Origin of the sequence: Sphingobium yanoikuyae, assembly GCF_034424525.1 — a bacterium.
Taxonomy (GTDB): domain Bacteria; phylum Pseudomonadota; class Alphaproteobacteria; order Sphingomonadales; family Sphingomonadaceae; genus Sphingobium; species Sphingobium yanoikuyae.
Genome location: NZ_CP139979.1, coordinates 2,105,217 through 2,131,077, shown reverse-complemented (window position 1 = coordinate 2,131,077; position 25,861 = coordinate 2,105,217). Strand labels below are relative to the sequence as shown.

The 25,861-nt window shown below is 65.5% G+C and carries 19 protein-coding genes and 1 pseudogene; 13 read left to right on the top strand and 7 right to left on the bottom strand.

What is annotated here, in order from left to right; translation table 11 throughout:
* Complete coding sequence (locus U0025_RS09780) at positions 1-1,149, top strand: GGDEF domain-containing protein (RefSeq protein ID WP_004207181.1); 1,149 nt, start codon at positions 1-3, stop codon at positions 1,147-1,149.
* A gap of 36 nt (positions 1,150-1,185) precedes the next feature.
* Here U0025_RS09780 and U0025_RS09775 read toward each other — a convergent pair whose 3' ends face one another.
* Together U0025_RS09775 and U0025_RS09770 are read right to left on the bottom strand one after the other, a co-directional pair.
* Positions 1,186-2,640, bottom strand: a complete 1,455-nt coding sequence (locus U0025_RS09775; RefSeq protein ID WP_004207180.1) for an AMP nucleosidase — start codon at positions 2,638-2,640, stop codon at positions 1,186-1,188.
* Positions 2,641-2,733: 93 nt separating this feature from the next.
* Complete coding sequence (locus tag U0025_RS09770) at positions 2,734-3,216, bottom strand: peroxiredoxin (protein WP_004207179.1); 483 nt, start codon at positions 3,214-3,216, stop codon at positions 2,734-2,736.
* A 144-nt stretch (positions 3,217-3,360) separates the two neighbouring features.
* Between U0025_RS09770 and U0025_RS09765 the strand changes: the two genes are divergently transcribed.
* From U0025_RS09765 to trxA, 10 genes are all read left to right on the top strand, one after another.
* Entirely contained in the window at positions 3,361-3,921 is a 561-nt protein-coding gene (locus U0025_RS09765; protein WP_004207178.1) for a YqgE/AlgH family protein, read from the top strand.
* Positions 3,922-4,107: 186 nt separating this feature from the next.
* Positions 4,108-4,698, top strand: a complete 591-nt coding sequence (locus U0025_RS09760; protein WP_004207177.1) for a hypothetical protein — start codon at positions 4,108-4,110, stop codon at positions 4,696-4,698.
* A 119-nt stretch (positions 4,699-4,817) separates the two neighbouring features.
* Entirely contained in the window at positions 4,818-6,236 is a 1,419-nt protein-coding gene (gene ahcY / locus U0025_RS09755) for an adenosylhomocysteinase (protein ID WP_004207176.1), read from the top strand.
* A 178-nt stretch (positions 6,237-6,414) separates the two neighbouring features.
* Positions 6,415-8,763 (top strand): sensor histidine kinase, encoded by a 2,349-nt coding sequence (locus U0025_RS09750; RefSeq protein WP_004207175.1) that lies wholly within the window; start codon positions 6,415-6,417, stop codon positions 8,761-8,763.
* 7 nt (positions 8,764-8,770) lie between these two features.
* Positions 8,771-9,214: a tRNA (adenosine(37)-N6)-threonylcarbamoyltransferase complex ATPase subunit type 1 TsaE gene (gene tsaE / locus U0025_RS09745; RefSeq protein WP_004207174.1), complete on the top strand. Its 444-nt coding sequence runs from the start codon at positions 8,771-8,773 to the stop codon at positions 9,212-9,214.
* A complete protein-coding gene (locus tag U0025_RS09740) occupies positions 9,211-10,197 on the top strand; it encodes an aminoglycoside phosphotransferase family protein (protein ID WP_037490147.1) in 987 nt (328 codons plus the stop codon). Before tsaE ends, U0025_RS09740 begins: the two co-directional genes overlap by 4 nt.
* Complete coding sequence (locus U0025_RS09735) at positions 10,194-10,901, top strand: nucleotidyltransferase family protein (protein WP_004207171.1); 708 nt, start codon at positions 10,194-10,196, stop codon at positions 10,899-10,901. Before U0025_RS09740 ends, U0025_RS09735 begins: the two co-directional genes overlap by 4 nt.
* A complete protein-coding gene (gene addB / locus U0025_RS09730; protein ID WP_004207170.1) occupies positions 10,894-13,872 on the top strand; it encodes a double-strand break repair protein AddB in 2,979 nt (992 codons plus the stop codon). Before U0025_RS09735 ends, addB begins: the two co-directional genes overlap by 8 nt.
* Positions 13,853-17,263, top strand: a complete 3,411-nt coding sequence (gene addA / locus U0025_RS09725) for a double-strand break repair helicase AddA (protein ID WP_004207169.1) — start codon at positions 13,853-13,855, stop codon at positions 17,261-17,263. The genes addB and addA overlap by 20 nt, the downstream gene beginning before the upstream one ends.
* A gap of 32 nt (positions 17,264-17,295) precedes the next feature.
* Complete coding sequence (gene trxA, locus U0025_RS09720) at positions 17,296-17,643, top strand: thioredoxin TrxA (RefSeq protein ID WP_257011054.1); 348 nt, start codon at positions 17,296-17,298, stop codon at positions 17,641-17,643.
* A gap of 52 nt (positions 17,644-17,695) precedes the next feature.
* Here trxA and U0025_RS09715 read toward each other — a convergent pair whose 3' ends face one another.
* Genes U0025_RS09715 through U0025_RS09700 form a run of 4 tightly spaced genes read right to left on the bottom strand, consistent with a single transcriptional unit; the run spans position 17,696 to position 21,930 of the window.
* Positions 17,696-18,307 carry a glutathione S-transferase family protein gene (locus U0025_RS09715; RefSeq protein WP_004207166.1) on the bottom strand — a complete coding sequence of 204 codons (612 nt, stop codon included), beginning with the start codon at positions 18,305-18,307 and terminating at the stop codon, positions 17,696-17,698.
* Positions 18,308-18,324: 17 nt separating this feature from the next.
* Positions 18,325-19,122: an inositol monophosphatase family protein gene (locus tag U0025_RS09710; RefSeq protein ID WP_004207164.1), complete on the bottom strand. Its 798-nt coding sequence runs from the start codon at positions 19,120-19,122 to the stop codon at positions 18,325-18,327.
* Between the two features lie 12 nt (positions 19,123-19,134).
* The gene (gene argJ, locus U0025_RS09705; RefSeq protein ID WP_037490145.1) at positions 19,135-20,361 is read right to left on the bottom strand and encodes a bifunctional glutamate N-acetyltransferase/amino-acid acetyltransferase ArgJ; all 1,227 of its coding nucleotides are present in this window, start codon (positions 20,359-20,361) and stop codon (positions 19,135-19,137) included.
* Between the two features lie 51 nt (positions 20,362-20,412).
* Entirely contained in the window at positions 20,413-21,930 is a 1,518-nt protein-coding gene (locus tag U0025_RS09700; protein ID WP_257010908.1) for a glycosyltransferase family 39 protein, read from the bottom strand.
* A 254-nt stretch (positions 21,931-22,184) separates the two neighbouring features.
* Between U0025_RS09700 and secA the strand changes: the two genes are divergently transcribed.
* On the top strand, positions 22,185-24,917 hold the full coding sequence (gene secA / locus U0025_RS09695) for a preprotein translocase subunit SecA (RefSeq protein WP_004207161.1): 2,733 nt from the start codon (positions 22,185-22,187) through the stop codon (positions 24,915-24,917).
* Between the two features lie 160 nt (positions 24,918-25,077).
* Positions 25,078-25,590: a glycine zipper 2TM domain-containing protein gene (locus U0025_RS09690; RefSeq protein WP_004207160.1), complete on the top strand. Its 513-nt coding sequence runs from the start codon at positions 25,078-25,080 to the stop codon at positions 25,588-25,590.
* 133 nt (positions 25,591-25,723) lie between these two features.
* On the opposite strand, the pseudogene U0025_RS09685 reads toward U0025_RS09690, so the two are convergent.
* Positions 25,724-25,830: pseudogene (locus U0025_RS09685) on the bottom strand (IS5/IS1182 family transposase); the annotation flags it as partial.
* Between the last annotated feature and the right edge of the window lie 31 nt (positions 25,831-25,861).

Genomic DNA, 25,861 nt, shown 5'->3' with positions numbered 1-25,861 from the left:
ATGAGCGCGCCGGCCGTTATTCTTTCCCTGCTTTTCGGTACTGCCCTGGTGATGACCATCGCCATGGGTGTTTCATGGCTGCATTTCGGCCGCCAGAGACATGTGCTGACCTGGACCGCATCCTATGCGGTCGCCATCCTCCAATGGATCGCCAATGCCGGCGGCTATTTCCTGCACAGCCGCTGGCTGTTCATCCTGACCGGCATCGGCCTCATTGTCAGCGCGTCGCTACTGGCGATCGGCATCCGTCAGCGTTCGGGCCGCCCCTTGCAGTTGCTCGCCTTTGCCGTCCCGGCTGTCCTGGTGAGCCTGGCAATGGCGATTGCGATCGGGCCGGTGGGCAGTCAGATCATGCAGGGGATGATCATTCCTGCCTATGTCGGTCTGCTCATGGCGGTCAGTGCGCTGTCGCTCTGGCCGCGCAATCGATCCTTCACGCCGCCCGAACTGGCCTTTTTCGCCGCGCTGCTCGCCTTTGCCCTGGGTCAGTTGGCGCTTGCCACATCGGCAGCTCTGATCCGCGGCCCCGAGGAGGGCAAGGAACTCTATCGCGCGATCCTGGGGCTTTTCATGCCAACCGTCTATGTCGGCACGGCGGTTACGGCGGTGCTGGTCGTGGCGGGCGACCTGGCCCAGCAGCTTCGGCAGCAGATGATGCATGACCCGCTGACCAACATCCTCAATCGTCGCGGTATCGAGGAAGCGGCCGAACGGGCGATCGCCAATGCCCGGCGACAGGGACGCCCTGTCGCGCTGGTTATTTGCGATCTGGATGGCTTCAAGGGGCTGAATGACGGCTATGGTCATATGGCGGGCGATGCCGCGCTGCGCGGCTTTGCCCATCTGCTGACCAACGCGGTGCGGCGCGGTGATGTGGTCGGCCGCCTGGGTGGCGACGAGTTCGGCCTGCTGATGGTGGATACCGGCGCCGAAGTCGCGGCCGATGCGATGGAGCGCGTGCGGGCGGAAATCAGCTGCCTGCGCCTTGGCGAGGCGCCCCAGGCGCTGCTGCGCGCCAGCTTTGGCGTTACCGATTTACGGCCGGATGATCGGGAACTGGACGACCTTGTCGCGCGGGCCGATGCGGCGCTCTATGCCGCGAAGCGCGAGGGCAAGAACCGGGTCACGGTATCCCGCGCCGCCGCCTGATCCGTCGGATCGGGCAACGACGCGGGGACTTCCGCTTTACCGGAAAGGCGGCTCGTTGAAGGCGCGCAGCTTGCGGCTGTGCAGCTTGGGGCCTTCCTGGCGCAACAGTTCGCAGGCCATCAGGCCGACGCGCAGATGGCCGGCAATGGCTTCCTCATAGAAACGGTTGGCCTGACCGGGCAGCTTCAGTTCGCCATGGATCGGCTTGTCCGATACGCAGAGCAACGTGCCATAGGGGACGCGGAAGCGATAACCCTGCGCCGCGATCGTGGCCGACTCCATGTCGATGCCGACCGCGCGCGACAGGCTGAAGCGCAGGGCGGAGCTGGAATAGCGCAATTCCCAGTTGCGATCGTCGGTGGTGACGACCGTGCCGGTGCGCAGGCGGCGCTTGAAATCCTCCGGATTGCCGCCGCCCAATATCGCTTCGGCGGCGCTCGCCATTGCGACCTGGACCTCGGCGATCGCCGGCACCGGGATTTCCGGCGGCAGCATTTCGTCCAGCACATGGTCATCGCGCAGATAGGCATGGGCCAGCACATAGTCGCCGATCCGCTGGCTGGGGCGCAGGCCGCCGCAATGGCCGATCATCAGCCAGGCTTCCGGGCGCACCACGGCCAGGTGGTCGCAGATGGTCTTGGCGTTGGACGGGCCGACGCCGATGTTGACAAGGGTGATGCCGCTGCGACCCGGTGCGATCAGATGATAGGCCGGCATCTGGTGCTTGCGCCAGGCGCTGTCGGCGATCATCTGTGCGGGGTCGGCGGTTTCGGGCGTCACATAGACGCCACCGGCACCCGACAGCGCGGTGAAGCGGCTGTCCGGGCGCTGCAGTTCCTTGCAGGCCCAGTCCACGAACTCGTCGACATAACGATGATAGTTGGTGAACAGGATATAGCGCTGCACATGCTCCGCCGGCGTGCCGGTATAGTGCTTCAGGCGCGCCAGCGAAAAATCGGTGCGCAGCCCGTCGAACAGGGCAAGCGGACGGTCCCCTTCGGCATCGGGCGTGAACAGTCCGTCGGCGATCTCATCGCCGATCTCTGCCAGTTCCGTTGCCGGGAAGTGGCGCGCCAGTTCGGTCGGCGGCGTGCCGTCGAGCGCATTGATGTCGAGCCCGTCGAGGACATAGGGGAAGGGGATCTGTTGATCCGACAGGCCGGTTTCGACCTCCACGCCATAATCGCGGACCAGAAGGTCGATCTGTTCGGCGAGATAATCGGCGAACATCGCGGGCCGGGTGACCGTGGTCACGTAGCGGCCGGGCTTCGACAGGCGCGCGAAGGAGCGGCCCGGCGGCGGTGCCTGGCTGTCATCCTGATAGGTGACCCGCAGTTCGGGATAGCAGAAGCGCCGGTCGGCCCGAGCCTCGGGCGGCGGTATGCTGCCATCGCGGGCATAGGCGCGCATGGCCTCCCGCAGATTTTCGATGGATGTCTGATAGATGGCGTCGAGTTGCGCGACGATCGCTGTGCCGATGCTCTGTGTCATCACCTCTTGCTACCGCACTTGTGTGACGGAAGGAAGATGCCAGCGAAACAATCGCGCGCCCGACCGATCCGGCCGGGCGCGCGACCGGAAAATTCAGAGCTGCTCGAGCATGAAGTCAGCCGAGGAGACCTTGAAGTCGCCCGGTGCTTCGACGTTCAGTTCCTCGACGACACCGTCCTTGACGATCATCGAGAAGCGCTGGCCGCGCTCGCCAAGGCCGAACTTGCTGCCGTCCATGGTCAGGCCCACGGCCTGCGCGAAGCTGCCATTGCCGTCTGCCAGCATGGTCACCTTGTCATCGGCGCCGGCCGACTTGCCCCATGCGCCCATGACGAAGGCGTCGTTGACGGCGGTGCAGGCGATCTCGTCGACGCCCTTGCCCTTGAGGGCGTCGGCCTTTTCGATGAAGCCGGGCAGGTGCTTGGCCGAGCAGGTCGGCGTGAAGGCGCCGGGCACCGAGAAGAGGGCGACGGTGCGGCCCGCGAAATATTCGTCCGAAACAACCTGTTCGGGGCCGTTTTCGGTCATCTTCATGAAGGTCGTGCTGGGAAGGCGATCACCCTTGGCGATGGTCATATCTTGTCTCCTGGCCTGTGGCGTCGCGGAGTTCGTTGCTCGCGCCTTCGCTGTCAAGGGTGCGGGCGCGGAATATGGCACGATGCCCCTTTGTCGCGACGGTCGCCGATTGGCATTGGCGCGTTTCTGCCTATATTCCGCAGCATGACCGATCCGCGCTTCTATGGCGGCCGCTTCCTACTGGCATTGCCGGGCATGGAAGATGAGCGCTTCGACCATTCCGTGATTGCGCTGTGCGTGCATGACGAGGATGGGGCGCTGGGCATTTCCCTGAGCGAGGAGGTCGAGGGGGTCGGCTTGCGCGACTTGCTCCAGAGTTTCGATATCGACGCTTCGGCCATTCCTGACCAGCCTGTTCTGAAGGGCGGGCCGGTGGAGCCGCGGCGCGGCTTCGTGCTGCATTCGCTCGATTGGGCGGGGCAGGATATGGTGCAGTCCGGGCCGGACTGGGGACTTTCCGGCTCGCTCGATATATTGAAGGCGATTGCCGAAGGGCGCGGCCCGAGCCGCTATCTTGTCGCGCTGGGCTATGCGGGCTGGGGCGCGGGCCAGCTGGAACGGGAAATGGCGGGCGAAAGCTGGTTCCTGGCCGAGGGTGATGCGGCCCTGCTGTTCGACACGCCTGCGCACCGCAAATGGCGCGCGGCCTATGCCGCTGCAGGGGTCGATTCGGCCCATCTGGTGAGCGGCGGCGGGTCGGCCTGACTTTTCGATCCGTTGCGCTGTCGATTTTCGGCCGTTTCAGGGGTATAACAACAACAGCCATTGGCCGCTTGTTCTGACATCGTAACTGAACCGTTTAGGGTAAATTCGCCTTAACCATAGCGCGATAGATTGCAGCAATTGGTTCCGCCCATTCTTCGTCTCTGGGGAATATGCGGGGTTTATTTCATGAAGAAGATTATCTGTGCGGCGCTTGCCGCAGCAATGCCGCTCGCGCCGGCGTCGGCGGCGACCTGCTGGAAGAAGGATCATGTCGAGGCGGCCCAGGTCCGCAATTTCGAGATGATGCTGATGGTGTCGGCGCTTCGCTGCAACACCAGCGCCTATGATTTCCTGCCGGCCTATAACCAGTTCGTGCGTGAAAAGCGGACGGCTCTGGTCGAGGTGAATGACGCGCTGCGCAGCCACTTTGCGGATGTTGCGGGTCTGGAAGGCGGCCTCGATGCCTATGATGATTATGTCATCATGTTGGCGAACAGCTATGGCGCGGGTGCCGGCGGGCTGGAGTGCCGGGATCTTCAGGCGATTCAGGCGGCGGCCAATGCGGTCCCGGCCAATCGGGCGGCGATCTGGAAATTGTCGGAATCTGCCGGCATCGCGCCGCGGATCGATGCGCCCCAGTGCGACATGGCGATCGCGCTGGCCAATGATCTGCTGGCCGACGAAGGTGTAAGCGGCGGCTCTGTGGGCCGATCCATCGCCATGGCCGAAGGAGCAGCGCGCCTGCCGTCCGCACAGGCTCGGGGTCCGGCCAATTAACACATAAAGAAAACTTTATATTGAGTTGCCATGCTTGGCGGCGATTGGTAAAGCCCGACCATCGCCGCCGCCTTCCTTATGCCGGCGGCCGGTCAATTTCTAATGATGGAGACAGGCTCGTGGCCACCGTACCCGCTGACAAGGCGCAGGATTATGTGATCGCCGATATCGGCCTTGCTGCCTTTGGTCGCAAGGAAATCGAGATCGCCGAAACCGAAATGCCCGGCCTGATGGCTCTGCGCGCCGAATTCGGTGCGTCGCAGCCGCTCAAGGGCGCGCGCATCACCGGTTCGCTGCACATGACGATCCAGACCGCCGTGCTGATCGAGACGCTGACCGCGCTGGGCGCGCAGGTCCGCTGGGCGACCTGCAACATCTATTCGACGCAGGACCATGCCGCCGCCGCGATCGCCGCGTCGGGCGTGCCGGTCTTCGCCGTCAAGGGTGAGAGCCTCCAGGAATATTGGGACTATGTCGAGCGCATCTTCGACTGGCACAATGACGACAGCGGCGTCTGCAACCTGATCCTCGACGATGGCGGCGACGCCACCATGTTCGCCCTGTGGGGCGCCCGCGTCGAAGCCGGCGAAGAGCTGTTCACGCCGTCGAACGAGGAAGAGGAAATCTTCTGCGCCGTGCTGAAGCGCGTGCTGGCTGAGCGTCCTGGCTTCCTGACCAAGACCGTCCAGTCGATCAAGGGCGTGTCGGAAGAAACCACCACCGGCGTGCATCGTCTGTATGAACTGTCGAAGAAGGGCAAGCTGCCTTTCCCGGCAATCAACGTGAACGACAGCGTCACCAAGTCGAAGTTCGACAACCTCTATGGTTGCAAGGAATCGCTGGTCGACGCCATCCGTCGCGGCACCGACGTCATGCTGGCTGGCAAGGTCGCCTGCGTTGCCGGTTTCGGCGATGTCGGCAAGGGTTCGGCCGCATCGCTGCGCAACGGCGGTGCCCGCGTTCTCGTGACCGAAATCGATCCGATCTGCGCCCTGCAGGCCGCGATGGAAGGCTATGAAGTCGTGACGATGGAAGAAGCCGCGCCGCGCGCCGACATCTTCGTCACCGCCACCGGCAACGAAGGCGTTCTGACCGTCGATCATATGCGCGCCATGAAGAATATGGCGATCGTGTCGAACATCGGTCACTTCGACAGCGAGATCGAAATCGCCGGCCTCGCCAACATGAAGTGGACCGAGATCAAGCCGCAGGTCGACGAAGTCGAATTCCCCGATGGCAAGAAGATCATCGTCCTGTCGAAGGGCCGCCTGGTCAACCTGGGCAACGCCACCGGCCATCCCAGCTTCGTGATGTCGGCCAGCTTCACCAACCAGACGCTGGCGCAGATCGAGCTGTGGACCAAGAGCGAAACCTACGGCAACGACGTCTATGTCCTGCCCAAGCATCTGGACGAGAAGGTCGCCGCGCTGCACCTGGAAAAGCTGGGCGTGAAGCTGACCCAGCTCAGCCAGCGTCAGGCCGACTATATCGGCGTGCCGGTGGAAGGCCCGTTCAAGCCGGACCATTACCGCTACTAAAAATTGGAAAGGGGGAGGCCATCCTCCCCCTTTTACCTTATCCGATGCCCGGACCATGCTGTGCCGGGCATTCATCATATCTGGGCGCTTTCCGCCGGCGCCAAGTTGCGTTAGGCCCGTGGCCATTGGTCTGTATGAACGATAAACAACTGGTCGCGAACGGGATGGGAATGGCGCAATGGGGTCTATGAGCCCGCTTGCCACTTTGTTGCTGGGCACGGTGATGGCCGGCTGGCTGGGGGCTGCGATATGGGCGCTGATCACGGGTCAGCGCATGCGCCGCGCAGGCATGCAGGCGCAGGGGAAGCTTGATCGACTGACGACGCTGCTCGCGTCGGCGCCGGCTGCGCCCGTCATCATTCATCCCGACGGCCGGATGGAGGCCGCCGACCGGCTGGGCAAATGGCTGGGCCGGGACCGCGTACCGACCTTCGTGTCCGAACTGACGGCGCCCGATGGCGGGCTTGAGCCGGCCGATGCGGCTGCACTGGGGCGCGAGATCGGCGCCGCACAGAAAGCGGGCAAGAGTTTTTCGCTGCCGATCCGGGGCAGCGGCTCGTCGCGCACGCTGCTGGTTCGCGGTGCGCCCGCCGGGCCGGCGCTGGCCGCCAATGGCGGCGTCGTGCTGTGGATCTTCGACGCGACCGACAGCCAGGCGGAGATCCAGGCGCTGAGCGCGACCGTCGGACAATTGCGCGAGGCGCTGGAGGCGCTCGCCGGACTGGTGGAAGCGGCGCCCTTCCCGATGTGGCACCGCACGCCCGACCTGCGCCTGAGCCTGGTCAACAGCGCCTATGTCCGCGCCGTCGACGGCGCTGGCGCCCATGACGTGATCATGAACGGCACCGAACTGGTCGAGAATGTGAACGGCTTCAGCCCGCAGGACGCCGCAGCACAGGCGCTCGACGAGGGCAATTCTCTTGCCCGTATCGTTCCGGCAACGATCGACGGCGAACGGCGGACGATGCGCGTCGTCGACGTGCCGCTGGGCGCGGCCGGTGTCGCAGGTTTCGCGATGGACCAGCATGAACTGGAACAGGCGCGGGTCGAGCATCGTCGGCTGGAAGCGGCGCAGCGCGATCTGCTCGATCGTCTGTCGGCCGGTGTTGCGCGCTTTGGTCCCGACCGGGCGCTGCGTTTCTGGAACCAGCCCTTCATCAGCCTGTTCGGCCTGAAACAGGAAGCGCTCACGGATGCACCGCTGTTCGAGCGTGTGCTCGATCAGATGCGCGATGCCCGCCGCCTGCCGGAAAATCGTGACTTCCCGGCCTGGCGCGCGGAGCGGCGCGACTGGTTCCTGTCGCCTGATCCGCTGGAGGAAAACTGGCTGCTGGTCGATGGCACGCATTTGCGCGTCTATGCCCAGCCGCTGCCCGACGGTGGCCTGTTGCTGATCTTCGAGGATCGGACCGAGCAGGTGCAATTGTCGAGCGCGCGCGATACGCTGCTGCGGGTGCGGACAGCGACCTTCGACAATCTGTTCGAGGCGATCGGCGTCTTCTCGTCGGATGGGCGCCTGCATCTGTGGAACAGCCGTTTCCGCACAATCTGGGACATCAGTGAAGAGGCGCTGGGCAAGCATCCCCGCATCGATGAGTTGATGCGCGCCGTGCAGAGCCGGCTTGCCAAGCCGCAGCAGAGCAATCTGGTGCGCGAACTGGTCCGCGCGGCAACGGTCGAGCGCAAGCAGCGTGTCGGCCATGTCGGCTTTGCCGACGGGCGCATCTTCGAATTTGCCGCCATTCCGCTGCCGGATGGCAATGCGCTGTTCACCATGCTGGATGTCACCGACAGCCGGCGGGTCGAGCAGATGCTGCGCGATCGCAATGAGGCGCTGGAACAGGCCGACAAGGTCAAGACCGCCTTCGTCACGAACATGAGCTATGAATTGCGCACGCCGCTGACGACCATAGCCGGCTTTGCCGAGATGATGAGCGCGGGCTATGCCGGCGAACTCAGCGACAGTGCGGTCGAATATGTGAACGGCATCCTGCAGAGCACCGGACGCCTGTCGATGCTGATCGACAATGTGCTCGACCTGACCCAGGGCGAGGCCGGCACTTTGCCGATCGAACGCAGCGAGGTCGATCTGGCGGCGCTGGTGCGCGCCAGCGTCGCGCGCATCGACGCCGAGGCAAAGGCCAAGGGGATCGATCTTGCCGTTACCCTGCAGGATACGCTGGGGGTGATCCAGGGCGATGCACGCCGGATCGGCCAGGCGGTCGATCATCTTCTGGAAAATGCGGTGCGCTATTGCGGCTCGGGCGCACGGGTGCTGTTGCATGGCGATGGCGGTCCCGATCTCGCCCGCCTTGTCGTGTCGGACAATGGCCCCGGCATCGATGCCACCCGGCAAGCCACGATCTTCGATGCGATCAGCCGCGCCGAACAGAATCGCAAGGGCGCGCGCGCGACGATCGGCCTGCCGTTGGTCAAGCAGTTGGCACAAGCCCATGGCGGCACGTTCGAACTGGTGTCGGAGCCGGGGCAGGGAACGATGGTCGTGATCGAGCTGCCGCGTGGCTGAGCTGGATATGATCCTGGAGGGCGAGGGTGCTCAGCTCGATCTGGGCCGACGACTGGCGAGCCATGTCCGCATCGGCGACGTCATCGCGCTGGAAGGCGGCCTTGGCGCCGGCAAGACGACGTTGGCGCGCGGCCTGCTGGAGGGGCTCGGCCTGGAAGGGGAGGCGCCCAGCCCCAGCTTCGCGATTGTCCAGCCCTATGACATTCCCGATGTCCGCCTGCCGGTCGCCCATGTCGATCTCTACCGGCTTGATGATGCGGAGGAAGCGGCCGAGCTGGCGCTCGACGAATATCTGCAGGACAGCCTGCTGATCATCGAATGGCCCGACAGGCTGGGCGATGGGCTCTGGTCGCACGCCCTGTTTCTGACCATCATGATCGAGCCGGATGGCGCACGGCGCTTGACAGCGCGCGTGCCCGACGCTTGGACGGACCGATGGTCACAGATATGATCCCCCCCGCAACCGCCCCCGCTTTCCTCACGCAGGCGGGTTGGGATGGCGCCGCCATCGTGCCGCTTGCCGGCGATGCCTCCTTCCGTCGTTATTTCCGCGTGGTCGACGGCGGCCGCCGTGCCGTGCTGATGGACGCGCCGCCGCCGCATGAAGATCCGCGTCCGTTCATCGTGATTGCTCAGCATCTGCTGGGTCAGGGCTTTGCCGCGCCGGCAATCCTGGCGCAGGATCTGACGCAGGGCCTCGTCCTGATCGAAGATTTTGGTGACGAGCGCCTGAAGGAGCATGTCGAGGAGGATCCGGCGGGTGAACTGGCGGTCTATCGCCGCGCGATCGATCTGCTGGCCGACCTGCACAAGCTGCCCGCAGCGGATGTCCCGCCCTATGACCGCGCGGTCTATCAGCGCGAGGTCGGGCTGCTGACCGAATGGTATTGCCCGGCGCTGGAGCTGGATGTCGATGCCGACGCATATCATGCGGCCTGGGACGCGGTGCTGCCGATCGCCGAACAGTCGGCAAGCCCTGTCGTCACCGTGCTGCGCGACTATCATGCCGAAAATATCATGCTGATTGACCGGCCCGAAGTGCGAGGCCTGGGCCTGCTCGATTTTCAGGACGCGCTGGCCGGCCATCCGGCCTATGATCTCGTCTCGCTGCTGCAGGATGCCCGGCGCGACGTGTCGCCCGAACTGGAGGCGGCGATGCTCGCCCATTATCATGCGGTCGCCAATCCGCCGGCCGATTTCGATGCCGCCTATGCGGTGCTGGGCGCTCAGCGCAACGCCAAGATCATCGGCATCTTCACCCGCCTTTGGAAGCGCGACCACAAGCCGCGCTATCTGTCCTACCTGCCGCGCATGTGGGGGCTGCTGGAACGCGATCTCGCCCATCCGGCGCTGGCGCCGGTGAAGGTCTGGTTCGACGCCAATATCCCTGCCGACAAGCGCCATCATGCGCTCGCGGAGTTTGCCCAGGCATGATCGATACCGCCATGCTCATGGCAGCAGGCCTCGGCAAGCGGATGCGGCCATTGACCGCAACGCGGCCCAAGCCGCTGGTAAAGGTCGCCGGCAAGGCGCTGATGGACCATGCGCTCGATCGGCTCGCGGCCGGCGGCATCAAGACGGTGGTGGTCAATGTCCATTATCTTGCTGACACGGTCGAGGCGCATCTGAGGACGCGCAAGGACATGGACTTCCGCATCTCGGACGAGCGGGCCAAGCTGCTGGAGACCGGCGGCGGGCTGATCCACGCCAGGCCACTGCTCGGCGACAAGCCGTTCATCTGCGCCAATAGCGACAATCTGTGGATCGATGGCCCGGCCGAAACGCTGGGCATGATGCAGCGGCTATGGGATCCCGAACGGATGGACGCGCTGCTGCTGCTGGTGCCGCTGGCGCGGGCCAATTGCCATAGCGGACCGGGCGATTTTCATATGGATGCCAATGGCCGTCTGACCCGGCGCAAGACCGCCCACGTCGCGCCGTTCGTGTTCACCGGCGTCCAGATCCTCTCGCCTCGCTTGCTGGTCGATCCGCCGGCGGATGTCTTTTCGACGAACATCTTCTGGAACCGTGCGATCGCGGCCGGGCGTCTCTATGGCGCGGTGCATCAGGGGCTGTGGTTCGACGTGGGCACGCCGCAGGCCATTCCCGTCGTGGAGTCGATGATCGCCCATGGGTGACCGGACCAAGCCGGCGCTGTACACCATCCCGGCGCACCGCGCCTTCGCCGACGCGCTGGTCGCCGGCATATTGGCGCAGCAAGGAAGCGATCCCGTCCGCCTGGCGCAGGGCATGATCCTGCTCCCCAGCAATCGCGCCGTCCGCGCCGTCAGCGATGCCTTTGTCCGTCGGGCCGAGGGCGGCCTGCTGCTGCCCCGTCTGGTCGCGCTGGGCGATCCGGAACTGGGCGAGGAAGTTGGCGGCGCGCTCGATCCGCTGTGGGAAGGCGATGCCGTTCCCGCCGCCATCCCGCCGATGCGACGGCAGATGATCCTTGCGCGCATGGTGCAGGATGCTGGCGGCGCGGCCGATGCCGGCCAGGCGCTGCAATTGGGGCAGGCGCTCGGCGCCGTGCTCGACCAGATGCAGGTGGAGCGGGCGCCGCTCGATGCGCTGTCGAAGCTCGACCTGATCGAGGGGCTGTCGAGCCATTGGGAAAAATCGCTCGACCTCTTCTCCATCCTGATTGCCCGCTGGCCGGCCGAACTGGCGCGGCTGGGCTTCATCGACCTTGCGGATCGGCGCAATCGCCTGTTCGATCGGGTCGCTGCACGTTGGGCTGAGGCCCCGCCGCCGGGCTTCATCGTCGCGGCCGGCATCAGCGCCACCGCGCCGGCGATCGCGGGGCTGCTGCGGCGGATCGCCGAACTGCCCAACGGCCAGGTGGTGTTCGCCGGGCTCGACCAGAATTTGGACGAGGACGCCTGGGCGGCGATCGGTCCGTTCCCGCCCGATCCCGTCACCGGCCGCAGCGCAGCCGGGCATGAGACCCATCCGCAATATGCTCTGAAGCGTCTGCTCGACCGGATGAGCGCCAGCCGCGAGGATGTCGCCCAGTGGCGCTGGGGCAGCGAGCATGATGCCCGCGCCGTACGCGGCCGCAATATTTCCAACGCGATGCTGCCGCCGCGCCTGACCAGCCGCTGGCGCGACCTCAAGACCGCCGACCGCTCGCTCGCCGGGGTCGAGGCGCTGGAGGTGGCGACGCCGGGCGAAGAAGCGCAGGCCATTGCCATTGCGCTGCGTGAGGCGCTGGAAACGCCCGAACGCACCGCCGCGCTGGTGACGCCTGACCGGCAGCTCGCCGTGCGCGTCTCCGCCCATCTGCGCCGCTGGGGCATAGAAGCCGACGATTCCGCCGGTCAGCCGCTCTCCCGCCTGCCGCCCGGCACCCTGCTGATCGCGATGGCGGAGGCGGCGGCCGAGCGCTTTGCGCCAGTGGCGCTGCTGACCCTGCTCAAGCATCCGCTGGTGATGCGCGGCGAGATGCGCCTGCCCTGGCTGGAGGGCGTGCGCCAACTCGACCTGCTGCTGCGCGGACCGCGTCCACAGGCGGGGCTGCGCGGCATCGACCTGCTGCTGGAGCCGCGCGAGGGTGATGACCGGCAGAAGGAGCTGCGCGCGCAGGCTCGCGCCTGGTGGCCCTGCGCGCGCGATCTGCTCGAACCGCTGGAAGCCGCCTTCGCGCTCGCGCCCGATCTGGCGGGACAATTGGCGGCGGTGCGCGAACAGGCCGGAGCGCTCACCAATGACGCGCTCTGGGCCGGGCATCAGGGCCATGCCGCGGCCGACCTGTTCGCCGAGATGGAGGCGGCCGCCACCGAAGGGCCGCGTCAGGCCGATATCCGATCGCTGCCGGCGCTGCTCGACCATATGCTGGGCGGCGTGTCGGTGCGCCCGCCGCAGGGCGGGCATCCGCGCATTGCCATATTGGGCCTGGTCGAGGCGCAACTGGTGCAGGCGGACCTGATGATCCTGGGCGGCCTCAACGAAGGTAGCTGGCCGGGCCTGCCGTCGCCCGATCCCTGGCTGGCGCCGCGCATCCGCCGCGAACTGGGCTTGCCGGGCCTGGAAACCCGGATCGGCCTTGCTGCGCATGATTTTGCGAGCGCGCTCGGCGCCCCGCATGTCCTGATCACCCGTGCCCGGCGCGGCAGCGGTGGGCCGGCGATCGCCTCGCGCTTCTGGCTGCGCCTGAAGGCGATGGCAGGGCCGCAATGGAAAACCGCTGATCGCTATCGCCTGCTGGCCGATGCGCTGGACCTGCCACCTAGCCACCGGCCGTCCGCGCGCCCCGCGCCGGTGCCCCCGCTCGCCGTCCGTCCGACCCGCATCCCCGTCACCGATGTCGACCGGCTGAAGGCCGATCCCTTTGCTTTCTATGCCCGGCGTATCCTGAAGCTCAATCGCCTCGATCCGGTCGATGCCGATGCCGGCCCGGCCTGGCGCGGCACGGTCGTGCATGAGATATTGGAGCATTGGGCGCAGGGCGGCAGCCGTGATCCGGCCGATCTGGAGGCGCGCGCCCGCGCCATGTTCGCCCGGCCCGATGTCCATCCGCTGCTCCGCGCCCTATGGCAGCCGCGCCTGATCGAGGCGATCCGCTGGATCGCGGCCGAAGTGGCGAAGGATCAGTCCGCGGGCCGCCATATCCTGGCTGTGGAGACCGAAGGGAAAGCAGAGATTGCCGGCGTGCTGCTGACCGGCAAGGCCGATCGCATCGACCGGATGCCCGATGGCAGCATCGGCATCGTCGACTACAAGACCGGCAAGCCGCCCAGCGCGAGGCAGGTGCGCGGCGGCTATGCGCTGCAATTGGGCCTGCTCGGCCTGATCGCGGAATCCGCCGATGGCGCCTTTCCCGGCGTGGCCGGCGCGCGGGTGGCGGGCAGTTTCGAATATTGGTCGCTCGCCAAGAAGGGCGACGCCTTTGGCTATCGCGAGAGCCCGGTCGATCCGATGGGCAAGCGCGACAAGGTGGTCACCGCCGATTTCACCGCCTTCGTCTACGACCAGTTCCGCGACGCGGCCGAAACCTGGCTGACCGGCGCTGCGCCCTTCGCCGCGCAGGTCAATCCGGAAGTGGCCAATTATGGTGATTATGACCAACTGATGCGGCTGGAGGAATGGTATGGGCGCGACGATGGCTAAAGGCTCCAGCCCTTTGCAACCGCTGGCCGGCGCGCAGGCGCTGGCCGCTGCGCCCGACGCCCATGTCTGGCTGTCGGCCTCCGCCGGCACCGGCAAGACCCATGTGCTGACCGCGCGTGTCTTCCGCCTGCTGCTGCAGGGTGTGCGGCCGGAAAATATCCTCTGCCTGACCTTTACCAAGGCTGGCGCGGCGGAAATGGCCGACCGCATCCATGATCGGCTCGCCACCTGGGTGCAGGCCGAGGAACGCGATCTGTTCAACGATCTGGAAGCGCTGGGCGAAGAGAGCGGACCGGAAGCGCGCGACCGCGCCCGCCGCCTGTTCGCCGAAGTGCTGGAATCGACCGGTGGCGGCCTGCGCATCCAGACCATCCATGGCTTCTGTCAGCAATTGCTCGCCTCCTTCCCGCTGGAGGCGGATCTCGCCCCCGGCTTTCGTCCGCTCGACGCACGCGAACAGGGTGTGCTGGCCCGCCAGACGCTGGCCGACATGGTCATCCGCGCCGAGGAACTGGGCGATGGCGACCTGATCGACGCGTTGCAGGCTTTGAGCCTGCGACTGGGAGAGGGGGCGGCCGAGACTTTCCTGCTGCGCTGTGCCGCGCGCCTCTCCGCACTGACAGAGCTACCCGGCGATATCGGTCCCTGGCTGGCGCGCGAACTGGGCTTGCCCGAAGGCGATATCGACGCCTGGGTGGCGGAACAGTGCAGCGACGCCATGTTCGACATGCGCAGCCTCGCCTGGGTGGCGCAGGCCAATGCCGACTGGGGCACGGGGCGGGCACTGGAGCGCTGCGACCGGATCGCCGCCTGGCGCGGCCGCGATCCCGCCGCGCGTGCCGCAACCCTGACCGACTTGCACAGCGCTTGGGCCAAGGCGGATGGCGATCTCATCTCCGCCAAGGGCTGGGTACCGCCGATCGACGGCTATGGCGAGGCAACGGCGCGGCTTCATGCCCGCTGCGCCGAACTGATCGGGGTCAAGCTCCAGGCGGACTATGCCGCCCTGCTGGCCCGCGCGCTCCATGCCGGCCGTGCCTATGCCCGCGCCTATGATGAAGCCAAGCGGCTCGCCGGCGCTGTCGATTTCGACGACCTGATCGCGCGCACAGCGTCCCTGCTCCAGAAGGAGGGGATCGCCGAATGGATCCGCTACAAGCTGGACCAGCGGATCGACCACATCCTGGTCGACGAGGCGCAGGACACAAACGTCCATCAATGGGCGATCGTCGGCGCGCTGGCGGCCGAGTTCTTCGCCGGTGACGGTGCCAAGGCCGACAAGGTTCGGACCATCTTCACCGTGGGCGATTTCAAGCAGGCGATCTTCGGTTTTCAGGGGACCAGCCCGCAGGCCTTCGCCGCCGCGCAGATGGTCTTTTCCCGCCATGCCGACATGGCCGGCCATGCCTTCCACGACCTATCGCTCGATCGCAGCTTCCGCTCGACGCCGCCGGTGCTGGATCTGGTAGACCGGACGATCGCCACCTTGCGGGCGCAGTCGCTGGGCCTGACCGAGGGCGAAGTGCGGCATATCAGCGCCAATCGCCATCCCGGCGAGGTGCTGCTGTGGAAGCCGACGATTGCGGGCCTGGCCGACGAGGTGGAGGGCGAGGAGGATTGGGTCGCCGATCAGGAACGGGAACTGGCCGGCAAGATCGCGCGCCAGATCCGGCAATGGATCGACGACAAGATGATGCTGGAGGCACGGGGCCGCCCGGTCCGCCCTGGCGACATCATGATCCTGGTCCGCCGCCGCAGCGAACTGGCCCGGCTGATCGTCGCGCGCCTGTATGAAGAGAAGGTGGCGGTTGCCGGCATCGACCGCCTGCGCCTCAATGCGCCGCTGGCGGTCCGTGACCTGCTCGCCGCGCTGCGCTTTGCCACGCAGCCCGACGATGACCTGAACCTTGCCGCCCTGCTGGTGTCGCCGCTGATCGGCTGGACCCAGGACGAGCTGATGCAGCGGGCGATCGGGCGCAAGGGTGGCCTGTGGCGTCATCTGCTCCAGCGGCTGGATGATGCGCAATTGCTGCCGCTGCGCCAATTGCTGGGGCAGGCGGATTTCACCACCCCCTATCGCTATCTGGAGGCGATCCTGTCCGGCCCGATGGACGGGCGCCGCCGGCTGATCGAGCGGCTGGGCGCGGAAGCGGCCGACCCGATCGAGGAATTGCTGAACGCCGCGCTAGGTTTCGAGGCGGACGACCATCCCTCGCTCCAGCGTTTCATCGACTGGTTCGATCGCGGCGAAGTCGAAATCGTCCGCGATGCGGCGGCGCAAGGCGATGCGCTGCGGTTGCTGACCGTGCATGGCGCCAAGGGATTGCAGGCGCCGATCGTGATCCTCGCCGATGCCTGTCTTGATCCCGACGCCGGCAACCGCATGGATTCGCTTGAATGGAACGGCCTGCCGATCCTGGCCCCGCGCAAGGGCGAGCGACTGGGGCCGATCGGCGACGTCGCGGCCGATGCCGCGGCAATCGAGCGGGAGGAGCATTGGCGCCTTCTCTATGTCGCGCTGACCCGTGCCGAGGAGAAACTGATCGTTGCCGGATCGCTCGGGCCAAGGGCGAAGGGCGAGGTGAAGGCGCAAAGCTGGTATGGCGCGGTCGATGCGGCGATGGTCGACATGGGCTGTGATTGGGAGGCCGATCCGCTCTGGGGCGCCCGCCGGCGCTGGCGCGGGGCCGAGGTGCTGACGCCCAAGGCCGTGCAGCCCGAAAGCGCCGAAGACAAGCCCGTGGTGGTCGAGCCGGAGTGGCTGCGCGCGCAGGCGCCGGCGGAACAGCGTCCGCCCCGGCCGCTGGCGCCGTCCGCGCCGGTCGAGGATGATGTCCCCAACCCGCCGCCGACGGCTGCGATGCGCCAGGCGGCCGAACGCGGTCGCTGGCTTCATGCCCTGTTCCAGCGCCTGCCCGACCTGCCGGCCGAGCGGCGGCGCGAGGGCGCCGAACGCTGGCTGGAACAGCAGGTGGCGGGAGATGCCGCACTGCGCCGGGACGTGATCGACCATGCACTGCGGGTTATCGAGGATCCGCATTTCGCCGCCCTGTTTGCGCCGGGCGCGCTCGCCGAGGCGCCGATCGCCGCGGTGGTGGGCGAAGCGGTGATTGCCGGCACCGTCGACCGGCTGCGGGTCGAGGCGGACCGGGTCCAGCTGGTCGATTTCAAGACCGGGCGGATGACGCCGCGCGATGCGGAGGAAGTGCCGGTCGCCCATGTCCGGCAGATGGCGGCCTATGTCGCGGCGCTGGAAGTGATCTTCCCGGGCCGCACGGTGGAGGCGGCCCTGCTCTATACCAGCGCGGCGCGGCTCATCGCGCTGCCGGCTGCCCAACTGGCGCCCTACAAGCCGGGCTTTTCGCCCACGCAGCAATATTTGCTGCTGTGACCCGTTGAGCAGCGGGCGCAGCCATCCTAGATATCGACCAACTTAAGGAGTTTGCAGTTATGGCCACCAAGGCAGTTACCGATGTCAGCTTCAAGCAGGACGTGATCGACGCCGACAAGCCCGTCCTTGTCGACTTCTGGGCCGAATGGTGCGGCCCGTGCAAGATGATCGGCCCGGCTCTGGAAGAGATTAGCGAGGAACTGGCCGACAAGGTCACGATCGCCAAGATCAACATCGACGAAAATCCCGATGCGCCGGGCCAATATGGCGTGCGCGGCATCCCGACGATGATCCTGTTCAAGAATGGCGAAGTCGCCGCGACCAAGGTCGGCGCCGCACCCAAGAGCGCGCTCAAGGGCTGGATCGAAAGCGTCCTCTAAGTCGCTGGTAAATCTAAAAAAGGGACGGCAGCCGGGCTGCCGTCCCTTTTTATTAGCTGAGCGGGATCATCACCAGTTCGGCATAGGCCGGCTTTTCGCGCAGCCGGTCATACCAGGCGCGCAGATGCGGCAGGGCGGGCCGCGGTATTTCGAGCGTGAAATAGGTATGGGCGTAGACGCCCATAGGCACATCCGCGACACCGAAATTGACACCCGAAAGCCATTCTTGATCCGCCAGCGCCCGGTCGAGGATCGCCATCGCCGCGCCCGACGCCTGCGCCGATTGCTCGATGACCTGTAAATTTCGCTGTCCATCTTGGCGTCGCACCAACTGGATGAAGGCGTCGCGCTGGGCATCGGCAAAGCTGAATTGCCAGTCCATCCATTTGTCGCCCTGCGCCCGCAATGCCGGGTCGGCAGGATAGATCTCCTCCGGCGCATAGCGATGGGCGAGATAGCGCAGGATCGCGTTCGACTCCCACAGTATGACATCGCCATCCTCGATCGTCGGGATCAGCCGGTTGGGGTTCATCGCCAGATAGGCGTCGGACATGCCATGTTCCATGCCGACATCATGGCGGACGAAGGGCAGGCCGATTTCCTGCGCGAACCAGGCGACCTTCTTCACATTATGCGAATTGAGGCGGCCCCAGATCGTCAGCATAGTCGGTCTTCCTTCGGTCAGGCATAATAGGTCTTGGCCGCCAGATCCCACAGGCGCGGCGAGGACGCGCCCATCAGGCCCCGACGCTGTTCACCGACCCGATAGGCGCTGCCGTCGAGCCGCTGGCAGCAGCCCCCTGCCTCATTGACGAACAGGGTGCCGGCCGCATGGTCCCAGGGCAGCACGCGCGCGAAGATCGACACGTCATTCTGGCCCAGCACCAGCCGGGGATATTGCTCCGCCGCGCAGCGGGGAATGTCCACCATGGTGAAAATGGCCTGCGACTTGCGCTCCATCTCGGCCCGTTCCGCCGCCTCCATGAAGATGGTGGAAATGGCAGCGATCGGCAGGTCGCCGCTACTTTCCTTCGCCATGATCCGTTCGCCATCGACATGGCTGCCGCCGCCCAGGGTCGCATGGCATAGCCGCCCGGTCAGTGGATCGAGGATCCAGCCGGCCAAAGTGGCGCCATTGTCGGCCAGCGCGATCATGATGCCGAAGGGCGGCTTGCCCGACGCGAAATTGCCCGTGCCGTCGATCGGATCGATAATCCAGTTGAGGCCGTCGCCGGCGCGGTCGAGGATCGACGGGTCGGCTGCGCAGGCCTCTTCGCCGATGACCCCGGCTTCGGGCAGGATCGACGTCAGCCCTTCGGCCAGCCGGATTTCGCTTTCCTTGTCGGCGATGGTGACGAAGTCGTTCGCCGCCTTCTCGCTAATCTCTTCCGCCGCCAGATTCTGGTAGCGGGGCATGACGATGTCGCGCCCCACCTGCCGCATCAGCGCGACGACGGGATCATGCAGTTCCACCATCATGCGCCGGTCCCCTTAGCTGCGATAATCCGCGTTGATCGAGATATAGCCGTGCGTCAGGTCGCAGGTCCACACCGTGGCGCGGCCTTCGCCCAGGCCGATATCGACGCCGATGACGATATCCTGGCCCTTGAGATGGGCGGCCACCGGCGCCTCGTCATAGCCGTCCAGCGCCAGGCCGCCGGCGGCGACCTGCGTCGCGCCGAAGCGGATCGCCAGCTTGTCGCGCTCGGCCGGTTCGCCCGCCTTGCCGACGGCCATGACGACGCGACCCCAATTGGCGTCCTCGCCCGCGATCGCGGTCTTCACCAGCGGCGAATTGGCGATGGAGAGGGCAATGCGATGGGCGCTGGCGTCGCTTTCGGCGCCCTCGACCGTGATTTCGATGAACTTGCTGGCGCCTTCGCCGTCGCGCACGACCAGATGGGCGAGTTGGCGGCAGAGGTCGGAGAGCGCGGCGGCGAAGGCGTCGGCGCCAGCATCTTCCATCGACGCGAGCGGGGCGTTGCCGGCCTTGCCGGTGGCGAAGGCCAGCACCGTGTCGCTGGTCGAGGTGTCGCTGTCGACGGTGATACAGGAGAAGGTCCGCTTGTTGGCAGCTGACAGCATCTGCTGCAGCAGCGCCGGATCGATCGCGGCGTCGGTAAAGATATAGCCGAGCATCGTCGCCATGTCGGGCGCGATCATGCCCGATCCCTTGATGATGCCGACCAGGTCGACGCGAGTGTCGCCGATCATCGCCGAAACATGGGCGCCCTTGGCATAGGTGTCGGTGGTGCCGATGGTGTTCGCCGCATCCTCCCAGCCGCAGGGCGCGGCGGTGAAGGCGGCTTCGAGGCCTGCCTCGGCCTTGTCGATCGGCAGCGGCACGCCGATCACGCCGGTCGAGGAGACGAAAATATTGGAGGGCTGGCAGGACAGGTGATTGGCGACCTTGGCCGCGATCGCCTCCACGGCGGCGCGGCCGCGATGGCCAGTGAAGGCGTTGGCGTTGCCGGCATTGACGACGACGGCGCGGGCCTGGCCCATCGGGATAGCGTCCCGGCACCATTCGACCTCGGGCGAGGGGCATTTGCTCTGCGTCGTCACGCCGGCGACCGCCGTGCCTGCGTCCAGCTCGACATAGGTGAGGTCGCACCGGTCCCAATTCTTGTATCGCGCCTTGGCGACACGCAGCGTCACGCCGGCAATGGCGGGCAGGGCGGGAAAGGCGGCGGGGGCGAGGGGGGAACGGTCGGTCATGGGGCGCGGCATGAGCGAAATCCCCCTTTGCGTCAATGGCCCGATCGGGCGCTAGTCCCGCAGATAGAGGCGCCCGACGCCATCGGGCATCGGGAGCATGCGATAGCCATGGCGACGGGCATAATTTTCCAGGCTGTCGTCGGGCCGCAGCGGCAATTTCCGTGTGCCATTTTCATAGCCGGTAAGGATTGCCGCCGGCATGGCGCGATCCAGGCCTGGCAGGGAGGCAGGCGTCAGCGCATGGAGCCGGCGCGCCTGCTCGGGGCGGAGCGTCCAACCGGTGCGATAGACGAACGGGCCGGTTGCAAGGCGCGGATCGAGCGCCAGGCCGCTGTCGATTGCGAGATGCGGGGAGAGGGTGAGGATATCGGCGCCGCCTGCGGCGCGCACCGTCATGCCCAGCCAATGGGCATTGGCCTGTGCAGCCAATAGCGGCGATCCGGTACGGGCGGCCGTTGCCAGATCCCGGATCGAGGGAATGAGACCGGGGATCGCTGCCAGGCAGAGCAGCGCCAGCATCGCCTTGCGCCGCAGCGGCCACCAGTGACGGGCATCGTCGAGCAGATAGCCGAGGGCAAGGGCGAGCGGCGGCAGCAGCGGCATCAGATATTGCAATTGCGTAGGGGTCGGCAGCGCGGCCCCGATCAGCGCGCCGGCACTCATCCAGATCGCCAGCCGACGCCCGGATGAGCGCGTGCGGCCACGGGTCGCGATCCAGTTGGCGATGAGCAGCAGCAAGGCGACAAGCGCCGGCCCCTTCCAGAGATATTTGACAAGGTCGCGCAGCTTTTCCGCCGTCGCCAGCTCCTGCGCGGCGCCGTTGGCGGCATACCAGGCGTGGGGCGCGGTCACGCCATAGGTCAGGATGCCGTAGAGAAAGCCGTCCGGCCCGGATGCCCAGGCAATGACCATGGGGACCATGCCCAGCAGCGCGCCGAGTGCCAGGAACAGGGCGGCGCGAACAGCGTGCCGGCCGCCGCTGGCGATGACGAACAGGCCGACGGTCGCGCCGAGCGGAGCGAAATTGAGCTTTGTCGTGATCGCAAGGCCAAACAGCATGCCGGCCCCAAGCCAGTGGCTGTCCGAGCGATGGCGCAGGCCAAGCAAGGTCAGCAGCATGGCGGCGGAGGCCAGTAGGGTCGGCAGCATATCGTTCCGGACAACGGAGCCGCTGAACTGGAACGCGGCTGTCGCCGCCATCAGTAACATGGCCAGGGTAGCGCTGGAGCGGGATATGTCTGCCGCACGCTGGGCCGCCCAGATGAGCGCAAGCGTCGCGAGTGCCATGACGGCGGTGGCAAGGCGCATCGCCAGTACCATATGGCCCGATGCCAATAGGCTCAGCGGTGCCAGCACCCATGCGTGCAGCGGCGGCTGAAGATAGAGAAAGTCGCGAAACATGACCGCATGGCCGCTGAAATAGGCGCCTGCGACATATTGGCTTTCGTCATGATCGAAGGGTGCGGCAATCGCGGCGATCAGGAACCAGCCGGTCAATGCGCTAACCAGCAGCGCCGCCAGAGGCAGGCGCAATCGGCGCGACGGCGCCATGGAAATGGAACGATACACCCTGTTTGCGACCCTTGTTGTCGTGGCGCTCTTGCGGCGGCGTGCGCCCAAACGCAAAATATTTTCGGCGGCGCGTCGCGCCTGCACGACGGCAGGACGGCGCGGCTGCGGCAAAACCGCATCGGGCAAAGCCGTTACAGCCGTGCGACAGTCCGTCGCATTGATTGACTATCGGCTGTGCCGTGCCTAAATCGCGGCGCATATCTGCCCATGTGTCCGTTGGACCCATGGCCCCCTCATTGTCAGGAATTTGCATGTTCGGCGCACTCGCCAAGTCTATCTTCGGATCGTCCAACGAACGTTATGTGAAATCGCTGGGCAAGGTCATCGACCAGATCGCCGCCTTCGAACCGACGATCCAGGCGATGAGCGATGATGAACTGGTGAACCAGACGGCGCGCTTCCGTGAGCGCCTGGCCAATGGCGAAACGCTGGACGGCCTGCTGCCCGAAGCCTTTGCGACCGTTCGTGAAGCCTCGGTCCGCGTGCTCGGCATGCGTCACTTCGACGTCCAGATGATCGGTGGCATCGTCCTGCATCGCGGCGAGATCGCCGAAATGCGCACCGGTGAGGGCAAGACGCTGGTGGCGACGCTCGCCACCTATCTGAACGCGCTTGAGGGCAAGGGCGTCCATGTCGTCACCGTGAACGACTATCTGGCCAGCCGTGACTGCGAATGGATGGGTCAGGTCTATCGCTTCCTGGGCCTCACCACCGGTGTGATCGTGCCCAACCTGTCGGAAGACCAGCGCCGCGAGGCCTATAATGCCGACATCACCTATGCGACCAACAATGAACTCGGCTTCGATTATCTGCGCGATAACATGAAGTTCGATCGCGGTGCGATGGTCCAGCGCCCGTTCAACCATGCGATCGTCGACGAAGTCGATTCGATCCTGATCGACGAAGCGCGCACGCCGCTGATCATTTCCGGTCCGACCGACGACAAGTCGGAGCTGTATGTCGCGGTCGACGCGATCGTGAAGCAGCTGGTCGAGGAGGATTATGAGAAGGACGAGAAGCAGCGCACGATTACGCTGACCGAAGACGGCACCGAGAAGATCGAGCGCCTGCTGGAGGCCGCCGGCCTGCTCCAGGGCAATAATCTCTACGATTTCGAGAACACGCAGGTCGTCCATCACGTCAACCAGGCGCTGCGCGCGGTGGTGATGTTCCGCCGCGACATCGATTATATCGTCAAGGACGGCAAGGTCGTCATCATTGACGAATTCACCGGCCGCATGATGGATGGCCGCCGCTGGTCGGACGGTCTGCACCAGGCGGTGGAAGCCAAGGAAGGCGTCCAGATCGAGCCGGAAAACCAGACGCTGGCGTCGATCACCTTCCAGAATTATTTCCGCATGTACCCCAAGATTTCGGGCATGACCGGCACCGCATCGACCGAGGCGACCGAATTCTACGAAATCTACAAAATGAACGTCGTCACCATCCCGACCAATCGGCCGGTGCAGCGCGTCGACGAAGAAGACACGTTCTACAAGAATCTGGAAGACAAGTTCCGGGGCATCGCGCGCACCATCAAGGAACATGCCGAAAAGGGTCAGCCGGTGCTGGTCGGCACCGTGTCGATCGAAAAGTCGGAAATGCTGTCGGAATTCCTCAATCAGGAAGGCGTCAAGCATGCGGTCCTGAACGCGCGCTTCCACGAGAGCGAAGCCCATATCGTGGCCCAGGCAGGCCGCAAGGGCGCAGTGACGATCGCCACCAACATGGCTGGCCGCGGCACCGACATCAAGCTGGGCGGCAATCTGGAGATGCGCGTCGAGGACGAGCTGCGTGATATGCCGGAAGGCCCGGAGCGCGACGCAGCGGTCGCCCGCATCGAGGTCGAGATCGAGGCGGAGAAGCAGGAAGTGCTGGCCGCCGGCGGCCTGTTCGTTCTGGCGACCGAGCGGCACGAAAGCCGCCGTATCGACAATCAGCTGCGTGGCCGTTCGGGCCGTCAGGGAGACCCCGGCCTGTCGCGCTTCTACCTCAGCCTCGACGATGACCTGATGCGCATCTTCGGCCCGGACACGATGTTCGCCAAGATGATCCGTTCCAACCTGGAGGATGGCGAGGCACTGCCCCCGTCCAAGTGGCTGAGCAAGGCGATCGAGACCGCCCAGCGCAAGGTCGAGGCCCGCAACTACGACATCCGCAAGCAGGTCGTCGAATATGACGATGTCATGAATGACCAGCGCAAGGTGATCTACGAGCAGCGCAGCGACATCATGGACGCCGAAACGGTGGACGATGTCGTCACCGACATGCGCCATGAAACGGTCAATGACCTGGTCGGCGCATCCTGCCCGCCGGGCACCTATCCCGAACAATGGGATATGGAGCGGCTGAAGCTGCGCACCGCCGAAGTGCTGGGTCTGGAGCCTGATTTCGACGCCTGGCTGGCCGAGGACGCCGTCGATCCGGAAATGATCGAGGAGCGGCTTGCCGGTCTGGCCGACGCGGCCATTGCCGAGAAGACGCAGGAAGTCGAAGCGGCCGACTGGCACATGATCGAGAAGAGCATCATGCTCCAGAGCCTCGACCATCACTGGAAGGAGCATCTCTCGACGCTCGACGCGCTGCGCCAGGTGGTGCATCTGCGCGCCTATGCGCAGAAGACGCCGATCAACGAATATAAGCAGGAAGCCTTCGCCCTGTTCGAGCGCATGCTCGAGAATATCCGCGAGGACGTGACCAGCTCGATCGCGCGGGTGCAGTTCCGTATGGAAGCGCCGCAGCCGCAGTTCGACCTGCCGGTGCTGCCGGACTTCATCACCACCCATATCGACCCCTTCTCGGGCGAGGATAACAGCGCGGATATCGATGGCAGCCAGCTGGCGGGCATCACCACCACCATTCCGCGCGCGCCGGTGGACAATGTCGCGCCGGGCGAGTTCGCCAATCTCGACATCAGCCGCAACGCGCTTTGCCCCTGCGGTTCGGGTCAGAAATACAAGCATTGCCATGGTGCGCTGAGCTGAGGCGCGACCACAGGCGAGAAACAGGGAAGGGCGTTGCCGATGGCAGCGCCCTTTTTTTGTTTTGGTCCTGCAATGAAAATGGGGAACTCTTGCGCTGACAGGCCGTTGCGCATTGCGCCTGTGCGATGCGGACCGGATGTTCCGGCGGAAGGAGAAAGGCATGAGGAAATTTGCGATGGTATTGGCCTTGGCTGTGATCGCGGCCCCGATTGCGGCAACGGCCCAGCCGCCCGGCCATGGGCAGAACAAGCCTTCGCACAATAATGGCAACGGTCCGGGCAACCGACCGCCGGGCCATAATAGCGGGCCGGGCCCTGGCGCATCCCACGGCAAGCCATCCCATAATAATGGACGCCCGCCGGCACCGGGCAAGCCGTCCCATTCCGCCTCTCACGGCGGCAAATATTATCCTGACCAGCATTATCGCCCGGGTTCGTCGCGCGACCGCTATCGCATCGACCGGAACACGCGCATCTATCGCGGTGGTAACGGGCGATATTATTGCCGTCGCAATGATGGATCGACCGGCCTGATTGTCGGCGCCGCCGTCGGCGGCCTCCTAGGCAATGCGCTGGGTGACGGCGATTCCGGCGTGCTGAGCACGATCCTGGGCGCAGGCGTCGGCGGCGCGCTGGGCCGTGAGATCGATCGCGGCAACGTCTATTGCGAGTAAGCGCGGGTCATTTATCGACACACATCGCCGCCGGTTTAGCGATCGGCGGCGGTTTTCAGATTGGGTCGTAGTTTCATAAGGTCGCCGTACAGCCGGATAGAGGCGAGTTGCATCATGGTGAGGAAGTTGACCGCGAGCTGTTGTCGATCATCTGGATGTCACCGGCATGGGCGGCGCTGATGGCATCCATTAGTCGGTCCCACGCTCCCGCCTTCGCATGAAACGGTTGTAGCAGGTGGTGGGGAACTCATGGCAGGGGCGCATTGTCGCG